Origin of the sequence: Microbaculum mangrovi (genome assembly GCF_051390635.1) — a bacterium.
Lineage (GTDB): Bacteria > Pseudomonadota > Alphaproteobacteria > Rhizobiales > Tepidamorphaceae > Microbaculum.
In genome coordinates, this window is sequence record NZ_JBPODT010000005.1 from 57446 (window position 1) to 70488 (window position 13043).

Here is a 13043-nt window from a genome sequence, read left to right on the forward strand (position 1 = left end):
GAACCGGTGTAACCTGTCTCCCGGGATTCGGCGCGGAGCCGTCCGCGCCGGACGCGGGAGACAGTCATGACTCAAACACAATCGCAACCGTCGTTCGGCGCGCGCTTCGGCCGGACCATCGGCAATCTGCTGCTGGCCCTAATCAACGCGACGCTGCTGCTGTTCATCGTCGCCGCGATTTCGGGAATCGTTCTGATCGGCAAGGTCCGCACGTTCTCGACCGACATCGCCGGCGACGTGACAGAGGCAGCCATCGCCTCCACCGGGCTCAATCCCGCCGATGCGCTGGCCGAACTGCGCGTCGCTTCGACGGAGATCGCCGAACTCCGCGCCGCGATCGGGGAACGCCGTAGCGACATCGACGCCCGTGTCGACGCGCTCGGCGTCCGGCTCGACACGATGCAGAACACCCTTCAGTCGCTGCGCGAGCGCAAGATCGCGATCACCGACGCCGTTATCGACAAGGCTGCAACGGCCGCGGGAAATGCGTTGAAGGATCTGCGCGACTGCCGCCCCGCCGACGCCGGTTCATGAACCGGCCGCCTGCTCCCGCCGCCCTTCCTGAACAGCGCGGTTGAGCGCACCGGCGAACAGCAGAATGGCGCTCGCCAGATAGAAAAAGATCAAAGCCGCCACGATGCCGGCAAGGCCGGCATAGACACGCGCATAGTCGGCGAACGAGGCCAGGTACCAGGAGAACGCGCGTGCGGAAAGCCACCAGAGCGCCAGGGTCGCCAGAACGCCCGGCCAGACCGGTGGATGGCGCTTCTCGTAGTCGGGAAGCAGCACGTGCAAGGCAAATAGCAACGCCGCCAGGATCAGGGCCAGGGAAACCTGGCGCAGGAGATCGAAGGTCGGATGCAGGTCGACCGCATCCGGGACGAACGAGAGCACCGCGGTATAGGCGACCGGCGCAATGACGGCGACGAATGCCACGACCGTCAGCGCGACGGTGGTCAGGATCACGAACAGGATGGACTCGATACGGGTTCGAAACACCGAACGCGTCTCGGCCAGGCCGTAGGCGCGATTGAGCCCGCCGCGCACCGTCTCCACGGCGCCGGACACGCTTATCAGCATAACGAGCAGCGAAAAGGTGAGCAGACCGCCGCCGGCGTCGCGAATCAGGACATTCCAGATTTCGGGTTCCAGCGCCTGCGCGACCTGATCGGGCAGCGTGTCGAAGAGGGCGCGGGTGATCCATCCGGCCAGTCGCGGGCCGCCGAGGAAGCCGGTCAGGGCCGTCATGAAGATGATGAAGGGAAAGATCGCCAGCACCAGCGAAAAGGCGAGAGCGCTCGCCATGTAGAGGCCGTCATCCATCAGGAACCGCTCCGCCGCGCGGTAGATGGCCTTGGAGAACCACCACGCGTCCTTGCGGGATGCTTTCCAGTGGAGATAGCGGCGCATGCCCGCCGCCGTCGCCGGCCGGCCCGCATCCGGTTCAGCGTTCGCGCTCTCCGCGCCCTCGTTTCCAGTCGAATCGTCTTTGTCCGTCATCACGCCCATTCTGGGATTTCCGGTCCGCCACCGACAAGCCCGGTCTTCAACGCATGGCGGCTACTGCGATCCGGCGCTTGTATACGCTGACGTAAAACGATAACCGGCTGCGATGCGATCCGAACCGCCCGTCCCAGCCTCCGCGCCTCCAGACGAGACGGTATTCGTCCGGATCATGCCAGGCCTGTTCGTGCTGCTCTGGTCGACGGGCTATATCGGCGCGCGGGCGGCGGCAGGCGGCGCCGAGCCGTTGAGTTTCCTATTCCTGCGGTTCGTCATCGCCGGCGCACTGCTGCTGATCGCCGCGATCATCAGCGGCGCCAGCTGGCCCCGCCGGGGACGCGCAACCGCCGATTCCATGATCGCCGGCGCCTTGCTCCAGGGCGGCTATCTCGGCGGTGTTTTCTGGGCGGTATACCATGGCCTGCCCGCCGGGATCGCAGCGCTTATAGTAGCCCTGCAACCTCTTTTGACGGGGCTGCTGGCCGGACCTTTCCTCGGCGAGCAGGTCACGCGCTCGCACTGGTTCGGCCTCCTCGTCGGCCTCGTCGGTCTGGCGCTGGTACTTGGTCCCAAGATCGAGATGACTGGCGCCGGCATCACCCCGGTAACCGTCGGCGCGACCCTTTTCGCGGTCTTGAGCATCGTGCTGGGCTCGATCTGGCAGAAGGCGCATGCCGCGAACACCGACCTGCGCACCGGCACCTTCCTGCAATATGTCGGCGGCGCCATCGTCGTTGGCATCGGCGCGCTGGCGACGGAGGACCTGCGCATCGAATGGACCGGCGAGGTGATCTTCGCCATGGCCTGGCTCGTTCTGGTGCTGTCGATCGGCGCGATCCTGATCTACATGATCCTGATCCGCCGCGGCGCGGTCGCCCGGCTGTCGACCCTGTTTTACCTCGTCCCGCCGTGTACCGCGCTGATCGCCTGGCTCCTTTATGACGAGACTCTGACCCTCGTGCAGATCGCCGGTATGGCCGTCACCGTCGGCGGTGTCGCGATCGCCACACGCACATCGACATAAGGAAATTCGGCTTCACGACCCAAAGTCGGTTTGCGTTGGCCGCCGCAGACGTTATTTTCGCCGCACTGCAACATAGAAACCGGACCGCCAAGAATGTCGCTTGCCGCCGCCTCGAATGCCCAGCCCGATCTCGCCGCCGCTCTCACGCAAGCCGCCGATGCGGCAGGCCGTCTGCTCGCACAGGCGCGCAGCGCCGTCGCCGCGCAAGTCACCGAGGCCGGCAAGGTATCGCCGGCGAAACTGGAGGCGAACCAGCGCGCCGCCCATGGCCTGTCGTGGCTTGGGACCTATGCCGAGGCGATCCGTCAGCTCGCCGCCTATACCGAGCGCCTGAGCGCCGAAGGCCGCTTCGGCGAGGCCGAAGACCTGTGCGTGCGCATCGGCGCGTCCGAATACCTGGCGCAGATCGCCGGCGGCATTCCGATGAGCCAGGGCGAATTCGTGCGCCCCGGCGATCTCGGCCTGAGCGACGGCGACGTCGCCCAGTTCATGACCGAAACCGTGCGCCAGCTGATCGCCGGCGGCAATACGCCGGAAGCACGCGCGCGCCTCGTCGCGCTGATGCGCGACAAGGGCCCCGGCGACATCGGCGACCCCGGTCTCGACGAGACGCTCGAGGCGATGCGCGTCGAGATGCGTCGCTTCGCCGAGTCCGAAGTGGTGCCGAGCGCACAGGAATGGCACCTGGAAAACGCCTACATTCCGATGGAAGTGGTCCAGCATGTCGCCGAGCTCGGCGTCTTCGGCCTGACGATCCCCGAGGAATACGGCGGGCTCGGCCTCGGCAAGGAATCCATGTGCGTCGTCTCCGAGGAACTGTCGCGCGGCTGGATCGCCGTCGGCTCGCTCGGCACCCGCTCCGAGATCGCCGCCGAGCTGATCCTGGCCGGCGGCACCGACGCGCAGAAGCAGAAATGGTTGCCGCTGATCGCCTCCGGCGAAGTTCTGCCGACCGCCGTCTTCACCGAGCCGAACACCGGTTCGGACCTCGCCTCGCTGCGGACCCGCGCGATCCTCGACGGCGACGTCTACAAGGTGACCGGCCAGAAGACCTGGATCACCCATCCCGTCCGCGCCGACCTGATGACGCTGCTCGTGCGCACCAATCCGGACGAGAAGGGCTACCGCGGCCTGTCGATGCTGCTCGCGGAGAAGCCGCGCGGCACAGACGAGGATCCGTTCCCCGCGCCCGGCATGTCCGGCGGCGAGATCGAGGTGCTCGGCTATCGCGGCATGAAGGAGTTCGACATCTCCTTCGATGGCTTCGAGGTGAAGGCGGAGAACCTGCTCGGCGGAGAGGAGGGCCAGGGCTTCAAGCAGCTGATGCAGACCTTCGAGTCCGCCCGCATCCAGACGGCGGCGCGCGCCATCGGCGTCGCCCAATGCGCGATGGAGCTCGGCCTCAACTACGCAATGGAGCGGATCCAGTTCGGCAAGGCCACCGTCGAGTTCCCGCGCGTTTCCGACAAGCTGGCGATGATGGCGGCCGAAATCCTGATCGCCCGCCAGCTTACCTACTATGCCGCTCGGGAGAAGGACGCCGGACGGCGCTGCGACCTCGAGGCCGGCATGGCCAAGCTGCTCGGCGCGCGTGTCGCCTGGGCCGCCGCCGACAACGCGGTCCAGATCCACGGCGGCAACGGCTTCGCGCTGGAATTCCCCGTAAGCCGCGTTCTCTGTGACGCCCGCATCCTCAATATCTTCGAGGGCGCGGCCGAGATCCAGGCACAAGTAATCGCACGGCGCCTGCTCGACGGCGGGAACTAGGGTTCCGCCGACCTCCGCTTCATCTCGGGTAAGACTGCGGGATCACTCGATCGCGCAGAGCGACTCGCCGTCCTTGGCTTCGCAGCAACGCCAGTCGCTCCAGGTCCCGCAGGTGTCCGGCGGTTCGGAAACCCGGTAGCAGATCTTCGATGCGTCGAAGGACTGCTCCCACGGCTGTTCGATGCCGCCGAACTGCTGCACCGGCGCGTTCGGCGCGTTCTCGCCGACGGAGACCTCGAGGCCGCAGATACTTGGGGCGTAGTCGTTCCTGAGGATGATGGGACCCGCAAGCGCCGCCTGCGCAAACAGGACGCCGGCGCCCGCCAGTGTCAGTCGTTGGATCGCTCGTCGCATCCGGACGCTCCCTCTTGCTTCTCTGTTCCGAGAGCATAGCACAGAACGCCTGACCGATCGGAAGGGGCAGTCTCGGCAGCCCCCGCCGGCAGCGCGATGATCGGGCGTCGCGCGCTAAACGGTGGCCAGTTGCGCCGCGGCCGGCCGGGTCGGACGGGTATCGATACCCAGAGCGTCGAGGCTCTCACGGATCGCGCGGTCGAACGACGTGTGCGGGATCTCGCCGATCGCCATTTCGAGCTTGGCCCCGTCCAGCCTGTGCGGCACGTGCCAGAGGTAGGCGAGCTCGGAAAGCTCCCGCCACGACCGCACGACCGGCGCGGCGAGCCGGATCACGCGCCACGGCAGCCGCCCGACCGACAGCGGTCGACCGATCGCCGTCTCCATCGCCGCCGCTACATCGGCGCCGGTCGCCGTATGCCCGGCGAAATGGAACGTCTCAAAGGTGCCGTATTCGTCGCTCTGTCGCGCCAGTGCCTCGAAGGTTGCCGCTAGGTCCGGAAGATAGGCCCAGGCATGGGCCAGGTTGAGCGGCCCCGGATAGGTCATCCTGCCGCGTGCCACCTTGTCGGCGATGACCTGGTCGAACCAGCTGCCGCGTCCGTCGCCGCCGAAGTAGTCGCCCGCTCGCAACACGATCGTGCGAACGCCGTAGAGATCGGCAGCCTCGCGATATCGACGCTCCGCCTCCACCCGGATCGCACCCTTCCGGGTCGTCGGCCGCTGCTGGGTCGTCTCGCTGATGACATCCGGCATCGGCCAGCCGTAGTTGTAGATATTGCCGGGGAACAGATGCACCGCTCCGCTGGTCCGCACCGCCGCGATGACCGCCTCGGTGATCTCGAACACGGCCGGATGCCAGTCCGGAAACGGCGGATTGGTCGCATTGACGATGACGTCCACGCCCTCGGCCGCGGCGATCAGGTCGCGCCGGGACCGGGCATCGCCCGCGATCGCCGTGACGCCATCTGACTCCGGCACGCCAGTCGCGGATCGCACCAGGGTCCGCACCCGCCAGCCGCGCCGGACGAATTCGTCCACAACGACTCTCCCGAGCCGGCCGCGCGCGCCCAGTATCAGCGCCGTCTTACGGTCCCCGTGGCGGTCGATCATGGCCTTCTCCTTCTTCGAACGTGGTTTGCTTGCCGAACACAGGAGGACATGGGCCCTACAAAGCCGAATGAACATCAGCAAGAATTGACATGCGGCTATTCGAAAATGAATGATTGGGCAAAACTGCTGCAATCCGAAGGTGTTCCATGTCGTCACGGAACCTGGACTGGAACCTGATCCCCTCCTTCCTCGCCACCGCCGAGACCGGCAGCCTGTCGGCGGCGGCGCGGCGGCTCGGCATCAGCCAGCCGACCGTGGGCCGCCATATCGGCGATCTGGAGGAGACGCTTGGCGTGCGCCTGTTCGACCGCACGTCGTCGGGTCTGCGGATTACCGAAACCGGCCTCTCGCTGGTCGAACATGCCCAGGACATGCGAGAGCGCGCCGAAAGCCTGCGGCGCATCGCCGAAGGCAAGGCCGAGGCTATCGAAGGCACCGTCCGCATCACCGCGAGCGAGATGGTGGCGATCTATCTTCTGCCCGATATCCTCGCCGCCCTGCATCTGGCCGAACCGCGGATCGGAATCGACGTGGTGGCCAGCATGACGCCGGACAACCTGCTTCTGCGCGAAGCCGATATCGCGCTCAGGATGTTCCGCCCCGAGCAGAACGATGTGATCACGCGTCACGTCAATGACGTCGCGATTGGCATGTTCGCCCATCCCGACTATCTGGCGCGGCGCGGCACGCCCACCGAACTTGCCGACCTCGACGGACATTCCATGATCGGTTTCGACCGTATCGACGTCATCGTCCGCGGTTTCCGACGTGTAGGATTTGAAATCGACCGGGACTTCTTCAGCTATCGTTGCGATTCCCAGGCGGCTGGATGGGAAATGGCGAAAGCCGGTTTCGGCATCGGGTTCGGCCCCGTGTATCTGGGCCGCCGCGACGGCCTTGTTCAGCTGTTCCCCGACCTGAAACACGAGGTTCTGGTACTGCCGATCTGGTTGACCGCCCACCGCGATCTGCGTCATTCACGCCGGATCCGTTTCGTCTACGATTTCCTCGGCGAACACCTCTCCGCGCTCGACTTCTAAGGCAGCACACCCGTGACCGATCGCTCCATCCTGATTACCGGCTGCTCGAGCGGCATCGGCGCCCATTGCGCCGAGCGGCTGCGCGAAACCGGCTGGCGCGTCTTCGCCGCCGCCCGCAAGCCCGCCGATGTCGACCGGCTCCTTCGCGCCGGCTTCGAGGCGGTCCGGCTCGACTATGCGGACGAAGCCTCGATCCATGACGCAGCCGACTCCGTGCTCGCCGCCACCGGCCACCGTATTGACGCCCTGTTCAACAACGGCGCCTACGCCCAGGCCGGCGCTGTCGAGGATCTGCCGACGGATGTATTGCGGGCCGAGTTCGAAGCGAACTTCTTCGGCTGGCATACGCTGACCCGGCGCCTGATCCCGGTGATGCGCGAACAGGGGCACGGCCGTATCGTCCAGTGCTCCTCGGTGCTCGGCTATATCCCGATGAAATATCGCGGCGCCTACATCGCCTCGAAATACGCTCTTGAAGGCCTGAGCGAAACGATGCGGCTGGAGCTTCTCGGCACCGGCATCCATGTCAGCCTGATCGAACCGGGACCGATCGACAGCCTTTTCGAGCCGAACGCGCTGGAGGTGTTCCGCCGGACGATCGATATCGATGGGTCGATCCACCGGGAGACTTACCGCACCCGCATCGCCCGAATGGAACGCGGCGGCTCCGCGTCGCGTTTCAAACGCGGGCCCGAGGCGGTATTCGTGAAGCTGCGCCACGCGCTGGACGCGCCCGCCCCCCGACCGCGATACCGGGTCACGGTCCCCGCGGGCGTGGCCGCTGGCCTGCGGCGGGCATTGCCGACCCGGGCATTGCACGCATTTCTCGCGCGCGCCTCCGACGCGGAAAAATGACGTCCGAGTGATCTTGCCGAGCGTCCGGCACCGTATCTGCCGTGAATGTGGAGGAGTCGCCACCCATGACAGGCATAAGCTACCAGGATCCGGAACGGTCGCGCCTTGCGGATGCCGCCGCACTCGGCGGCCTCCTGGCCCTGTGCCTGATCGTCGGCTTTCTCGGCTCGCTCGCCACCACGCCCAATATCGATCCCTGGTACGCCGGCATTGCGAAACCGGCATGGACGCCGCCGCCCGTCGTTTTTCCCATCGTCTGGACCGCGCTCTACATCATGATGGCGGTCGCCGCTTGGCTTGTCTGGCGCGCCCCGGCATTCGACGCGCGGCGACGGCGTGGTCTTTTCGCCTTCGCGGTGCAATTGACCCTCAATGCCATTTGGTCCTGGGCGTTCTTCGGTGCCCAAAGCCCGCTCTTCGGCCTTCTGATCATCCTGCCCCTGCTCGCGGCCGTCGCGCGGACCACCTGGCTGTTCCGCGCGGTTTCGCGTCCCGCCGGCCTGTTGATGGCGCCCTATCTCGCCTGGGTCGCGTTCGCGACGGTGCTCAACGCAACGATCTTTGCTATGAACGCTTGATGCCGGCGCACCGACCGGCGAGAAAGCACCCGAAATGTCCGACCTGTTCGTCACCTACATCGTACCCGTCGCCATCGCCGCCGTGGCCGTCGTCCTGCTGCTCGGCCTGTGGAACATGATGCGCGGGGGCAGCCCCAATATGTCGCAGAAGCTGATGCGCTGGCGCGTCGGCCTGCAATTCCTGGCGATCTGCGTGATCATGGTGACGATCTGGCTGATGAGCCGGCACTAGCGGAAGCGCACGATGGTCATCCTGAACAAGATCTACACGAAGACCGGCGATGCCGGCACGACCGCCCTGTCGACCGGCGAGCGCCGGCCGAAGCACGATCTCAGGGTCTCGGCGTACGGCACCGTCGACGAGACCAACGCGACGATCGGCATCGTCCGCCTCCACACCGCGGCCGATCCCGAGCTCGCCGAGCTCGACACGATGCTGGGCCGCATCCAGAATGACCTGTTCGACCTGGGCGCGGACCTGTGCACGCCCGACACGGGCGAGACACTGGAATGGGAGCCGCTGCGTATCGTTGAGGCTCAGGTGACGCGCCTTGAAAGCGAGATCGATCGTCTGAATGCCGATCTGAAGCCGCTGCGGTCCTTCGTCCTGCCGGGCGGCACGCCGGCCGCGGCGCATCTGCATCTGGCCCGCACGGTTTCGCGCCGGGCCGAACGGCTGATGGTCGAACTGGCCATGAGCGAGGGCGAGCGCGTCGGCGAAATGGCGCTCAAGTACGCCAACCGGCTGTCGGATTTCCTGTTCGTCGCCAGCCGCTGGGCCAACGGCAAGGGCAGTGACGAGGTCTTGTGGGTGGCCGGACAGAACCGCTGAGTACTATGCTCGGCTAGCGGAATACGGGGGAGCCGGACATGTTCGTGCCGATCAGCGACAACAATCCGCTGCGTCATCTCCCGTTCCAGTACGTCACGGTCGCGCTGATCGTCGTCAACGTCTTTGTCTACGTCGTCTTCGTCAGCGGCATATTCGCCGATGCGCTCGAGACCACGGCCTATACCTTCGGCCTCATCCCGGCCGTGTTCAACGACTACCGGGAGCTGCCGGCCCAGTACGCCATCGTACCGGAGAGCTTCACGCTCCTGACCTACCAGTTCGTGCATGGCGGTTTCCTGCACCTGGCCTCCAACATGCTGTTCCTCTGGGTCTTCGGCGACAATGTCGAGGACGCCATGGGCCATTGGCGCTTCCTAGCCTTCTATCTCCTGTGCGGTGTCGCCGCCGCGCTGGTTCACGATTTCGCCCAGCCGCAGTCAGTTGCCCCGCTGGTCGGCGCCAGCGGGGCGGTATCCGGCGTCATCGCCGCCTACCTGATGCTGCATCCCAACGTGAAGGTCTGGGTATTGGTTCTGTGGCGCGTCCCGCTCAGGCTGAAAGCGGCCTGGGTGCTCGGTTTCTGGGTGGTCCTGCAGGTTTTCTCGATCCTGACCGCGGCGGAAAACGACTCCGTCGCCTGGTGGGCGCATGTCGGCGGTCTGGCCGCCGGCGCGGTCCTCGTCGTCTTCATGCGCCGGCGCGGCGTGCCGCTGTTCGACCGCGGCCTCGTCACGGCCCTGCCGCCATCCCGTTCCTGAGCGCCGCCCCCGAGAGCGCCGCACCCCATCGCGTCGCCCCGGCGTTGACACTTTGCTGCACCGCAATTACCGTCCGCCGCGCTTCGGCCCGCTGTCGATTGTATAATGGGGCGAAGCACGGATTTCATGTCCGTTCAGGCCTTGTCGGTGTGCACTGCATCAAAACCCGTGGCACATCGTTTTCTTTCCGTGTCCCCACTGAGGGAGTTGCGCTCTATGAAGGTATTGGTGCCCGTCAAGCGGGTGGTCGACTACAACGTCAAGATCCGCGTCAAGGCGGACGGCACGGGCGTTGAGCTGGCCAATGTGAAGATGTCGATGAATCCGTTCGACGAAATCGCCGTCGAGGAAGCAATCCGGCTCAAGGAGGCCGGCAAGGCCGAGGAGATCATCGCCGTGTCGATCGGTCCGGCCCAGGCCGCCGAGACCATCCGGACCGCGCTGGCCATGGGCGCCGACCGCGGCATCCTGGTCAAGTCCGACACGCCGGTCGAACCGCTCGCAGTCGCCAAGATCCTCAAGGGCGTTGTCGAGGCCGAAGGCCCCGGCCTCGTGATCCTCGGCAAGCAGGCGATCGACGACGACGCAAACCAGACCGGCCAGATGCTGGCCGCCCTGCTCGGCTGGCCGCAGGGCACCTTCGCCTCGAAGGTCGAGATCGGCGACGGCTCGATCACCGTCATACGGGAAGTCGACGGCGGCCTGCAGACGGTGAAGCTGAACGCGCCCGCGATCGTCACCACGGACCTGCGCCTCAACGAGCCGCGCTACGCCTCGTTGCCCAACATCATGAAGGCCAAGAAGAAGCCGATCGACGAAAAGACGCCCGGCGACTACGGCGTCGACGTCGCCCCGCGGCTCGAGGTCGTCAAGACCACCGAGCCCCCCGCGCGCCAGGCCGGCGTCAAGGTCGGGTCCGTCGCGGAACTGGTGGACAAACTCAAGAACGAGGCGGGTGTAATCTGATGGCCGTTCTTCTCATTGCCGAACACGACAACGCCGCCCTCAGCGACATGACCGCGAAGGCCATGAGCGCCGCTCAGGCCATCGGCTCCGACGTCGATGTGCTGGTCGCGGGCCAGGGCTGCGCGGCCGTTGCCGAAGACGCCGCGAAGCTCGCCGGTGCCCGCAAGGTGCTGCTGGTCGAGGCCGGCGCGCTCGAGCACCGCCTGGCCGAGCCGATGGCGGCACTCGTGGCATCCCTCGCCGGCGGTTATGACGCCATCGTCGCCGCAGCGACGACCAGCGCCAAGAATTTCATGCCTCGGGTCGCGGCCCTGCTCGACGTCATGCAGGTCTCCGAGATCACGGCGGTTGAAGGTCCCGACACGTTCGAGCGGCCGATCTACGCCGGCAACGCCATTCAGGTGGTGAAGTCGAACGATCCCAAGAAGGTCGTCACGGTGCGGGCCACCGCGTTCCCGGCCGTCGAGATGAACGGCTCGGCCTCGGTCGAGGCGGCCACGGTCCCAGATCTGCCGGCTGTTTCCGAATTCATCGGCGAGGAACTGACCAAGTCCGATCGCCCGGAGCTGACATCGGCGAAGATCGTCGTTTCCGGCGGCCGCGGCATGGCCTCCGGCGAGAACTTCGAGAAGGTGCTGATGCCGGTGGCCGACAGGCTCGGGGCCGCGATCGGTGCCAGCCGCGCCGCCGTCGACGCCGGCTACATGTCGAACGACTACCAGGTGGGCCAGACCGGCAAGGTCGTCGCACCGGAACTCTACGTGGCGGTCGGCATCTCCGGCGCGATCCAGCATCTCGCCGGCATGAAGGACTCCAAGGTCATCGTCGCCATCAACAAGGACGAGGAGGCACCGATCTTCCAGGTCGCCGACTACGGCCTGGTTGGCGACCTCTTCCAGATCCTGCCGGAGCTGGAGCAGGAACTGGCCAAGATTGGCAAGTAATGCCGGGGCGTTGGTGCGTTGCAGCATGAATCCACTTCACGCGGCATGCCGAACGTGATAGCTCGTGCACGACTGGATGATGGAGTGAAGCGAGCGTGACAGACGGCACGACAGGCACAAAGATCCGTACGGTCGGCGTTATCGGCGCCGGCCAGATGGGCAACGGCATCGCGCATGTCTGCGCCTTGGGCGGGTTCGACGTCAGGCTCCACGACGTCAATGTCGACCGCATCGAGTCCGGACTTGCCACCATCAATGGCAACATGGCCCGGCAGGTTTCCTCCGGCCGCATCACCGAGGAAGAACGCCAGGGCGCGCTCAGCCGTATTTCCGCGTGCCCGACGCTACCCGGCCTCGGCGAAGTCGATCTCGTGATCGAATCTGCGGTCGAGAACGAGACCGTCAAGCGCGAGATCTACAAGGCGCTGTGCCCTGTCCTGAAGCCGGAGGCGCTGCTTTCCACCAACACCTCGTCGATTTCGATCACCCGGCTCGCCGCTTCGACCGACCGGCCGGAGCGCTTCATCGGAATTCATTTCATGAATCCGGTGCCGGTCATGGAGCTGGTGGAACTCGTCCGTGGCATCGCCACCGAGGACGCCACCTTCGAGACAGCCCGCAATTTCGTCGACGAGCTCGGCAAGACCATCGCGGTGTCCGAAGACTTCCCGGCCTTCATGGTCAACCGCATCCTGCTGCCGATGATTAACGAGGCGGTTTACGTCCTCTACGAGGGCGTAGGCTCGGTGGAAGCCATCGACACCGCCATGCGCCTTGGCGCGCGCCACCCGATGGGTCCGCTCGAACTTGCAGACTTCATCGGCCTGGATACCTGTCTGTCGATCATGCAGGTGCTTTACGAAGGCCTTGCCGACTCCAAGTACCGGCCCTGCCCGCTCCTGGTGAAATACGTCGAGGCCGGCTGGCTCGGCCGCAAGGCCCAGCGCGGTTTCTACGACTATCGCGGCGAGACGCCCGTTCCCACCCGCTGATCGCGACCGCCCCTTCGGGCATGGTCATACGGGTTTGACGCATAGAGGGGCGACAGCCTGTCGCCCTCGCGCCAGCCGGGTTCACGGTGCCGCCGGGTTCACACCGCTGCCGGCACGGTTCCCGGTCCCCGGCTCAATCAAATCTTAAGGCGGCGACGGTAGTCTGGCACACCGTCTGAGCGGACATCCCAGCCAAGCGCAGGCTTCGCGCCAGTGCCGCTTGGATGCGGACAACCGGCCAAGGGCGCCCGAAAGGGCGTCGCCCGTTTACCTTTTATTTAAAGGTCCCGTTAATCCGGCAGCGAGACACTCTCGAC

15 protein-coding genes are annotated in these 13043 nt (G+C 65.8%); 12 read left to right on the forward strand and 3 right to left on the reverse strand.

The features are described from left to right. Positions 1-66 precede the first annotated feature (66 nt). A complete protein-coding gene (locus ACSF9G_RS20985) occupies positions 67-534 on the forward strand; it encodes a hypothetical protein (protein WP_436644099.1) in 468 nt (155 codons plus the stop codon). On the opposite strand, the gene ACSF9G_RS20990 is transcribed toward ACSF9G_RS20985, so the two are convergent. Next, positions 529-1509, reverse strand: coding sequence for a YihY/virulence factor BrkB family protein (locus ACSF9G_RS20990; RefSeq protein ID WP_436644100.1), 981 nt, complete (start codon positions 1507-1509; stop codon positions 529-531). The two genes, ACSF9G_RS20985 and ACSF9G_RS20990, sit on opposite strands and share 6 nt — an antisense overlap. 166 nt (positions 1510-1675) lie before the next feature. On the opposite strand from ACSF9G_RS20990, the gene ACSF9G_RS20995 reads away from it, so the two are divergent. Both ACSF9G_RS20995 and ACSF9G_RS21000 read left to right on the forward strand, forming a co-directional pair. Further along, entirely contained in the window at positions 1676-2527 is an 852-nt protein-coding gene (locus tag ACSF9G_RS20995) for a DMT family transporter (RefSeq protein ID WP_436644101.1), read from the forward strand. A 93-nt stretch (positions 2528-2620) separates the two neighbouring features. Continuing rightward, the gene (locus tag ACSF9G_RS21000) at positions 2621-4294 is read left to right on the forward strand and encodes an acyl-CoA dehydrogenase family protein (protein ID WP_436644102.1); all 1674 of its coding nucleotides are present in this window, start codon (positions 2621-2623) and stop codon (positions 4292-4294) included. Between the two features lie 42 nt (positions 4295-4336). Here ACSF9G_RS21000 and ACSF9G_RS21005 read toward each other — a convergent pair whose 3' ends face one another. Both ACSF9G_RS21005 and ACSF9G_RS21010 read right to left on the reverse strand, forming a co-directional pair. Further along, complete coding sequence (locus tag ACSF9G_RS21005) at positions 4337-4648, reverse strand: hypothetical protein (RefSeq protein ID WP_436644103.1); 312 nt, start codon at positions 4646-4648, stop codon at positions 4337-4339. Positions 4649-4762: 114 nt separating this feature from the next. Then, complete coding sequence (locus ACSF9G_RS21010) at positions 4763-5761, reverse strand: NmrA family NAD(P)-binding protein (protein WP_436644104.1); 999 nt, start codon at positions 5759-5761, stop codon at positions 4763-4765. A 146-nt stretch (positions 5762-5907) separates the two neighbouring features. Between ACSF9G_RS21010 and ACSF9G_RS21015 the strand changes: the two genes are divergently transcribed. The 9 genes from ACSF9G_RS21015 to ACSF9G_RS21055 all read left to right on the forward strand — a co-directional run bounded on the left by ACSF9G_RS21015 (position 5908) and on the right by ACSF9G_RS21055 (position 12726). After that, positions 5908-6801, forward strand: coding sequence for a LysR family transcriptional regulator (locus ACSF9G_RS21015; protein ID WP_436644105.1), 894 nt, complete (start codon positions 5908-5910; stop codon positions 6799-6801). Between the two features lie 12 nt (positions 6802-6813). After that, positions 6814-7656, forward strand: coding sequence for an SDR family oxidoreductase (locus tag ACSF9G_RS21020; RefSeq protein ID WP_436644106.1), 843 nt, complete (start codon positions 6814-6816; stop codon positions 7654-7656). A 65-nt stretch (positions 7657-7721) separates the two neighbouring features. Beyond that, entirely contained in the window at positions 7722-8234 is a 513-nt protein-coding gene (locus ACSF9G_RS21025; protein WP_436644107.1) for a TspO/MBR family protein, read from the forward strand. A 34-nt stretch (positions 8235-8268) separates the two neighbouring features. Beyond that, positions 8269-8466 carry a twin transmembrane helix small protein gene (locus tag ACSF9G_RS21030; RefSeq protein ID WP_436644108.1) on the forward strand — a complete coding sequence of 66 codons (198 nt, stop codon included), beginning with the start codon at positions 8269-8271 and terminating at the stop codon, positions 8464-8466. 12 nt (positions 8467-8478) lie between these two features. Further along, the gene (locus ACSF9G_RS21035) at positions 8479-9066 is read left to right on the forward strand and encodes a cob(I)yrinic acid a,c-diamide adenosyltransferase (RefSeq protein ID WP_436644109.1); all 588 of its coding nucleotides are present in this window, start codon (positions 8479-8481) and stop codon (positions 9064-9066) included. A 38-nt stretch (positions 9067-9104) separates the two neighbouring features. Then, positions 9105-9824 carry a rhomboid family intramembrane serine protease gene (locus tag ACSF9G_RS21040; RefSeq protein ID WP_436644110.1) on the forward strand — a complete coding sequence of 240 codons (720 nt, stop codon included), beginning with the start codon at positions 9105-9107 and terminating at the stop codon, positions 9822-9824. Between the two features lie 216 nt (positions 9825-10040). Further along, positions 10041-10790, forward strand: coding sequence for an electron transfer flavoprotein subunit beta/FixA family protein (locus tag ACSF9G_RS21045; RefSeq protein ID WP_436644111.1), 750 nt, complete (start codon positions 10041-10043; stop codon positions 10788-10790). Continuing rightward, complete coding sequence (locus ACSF9G_RS21050) at positions 10790-11734, forward strand: electron transfer flavoprotein subunit alpha/FixB family protein (protein WP_436644112.1); 945 nt, start codon at positions 10790-10792, stop codon at positions 11732-11734. The genes ACSF9G_RS21045 and ACSF9G_RS21050 overlap by 1 nt, the downstream gene beginning before the upstream one ends. Before the next feature lie 95 nt (positions 11735-11829). Then, the gene (locus ACSF9G_RS21055; RefSeq protein ID WP_436644113.1) at positions 11830-12726 is read left to right on the forward strand and encodes a 3-hydroxybutyryl-CoA dehydrogenase; all 897 of its coding nucleotides are present in this window, start codon (positions 11830-11832) and stop codon (positions 12724-12726) included. Positions 12727-13043 lie beyond the last annotated feature (317 nt).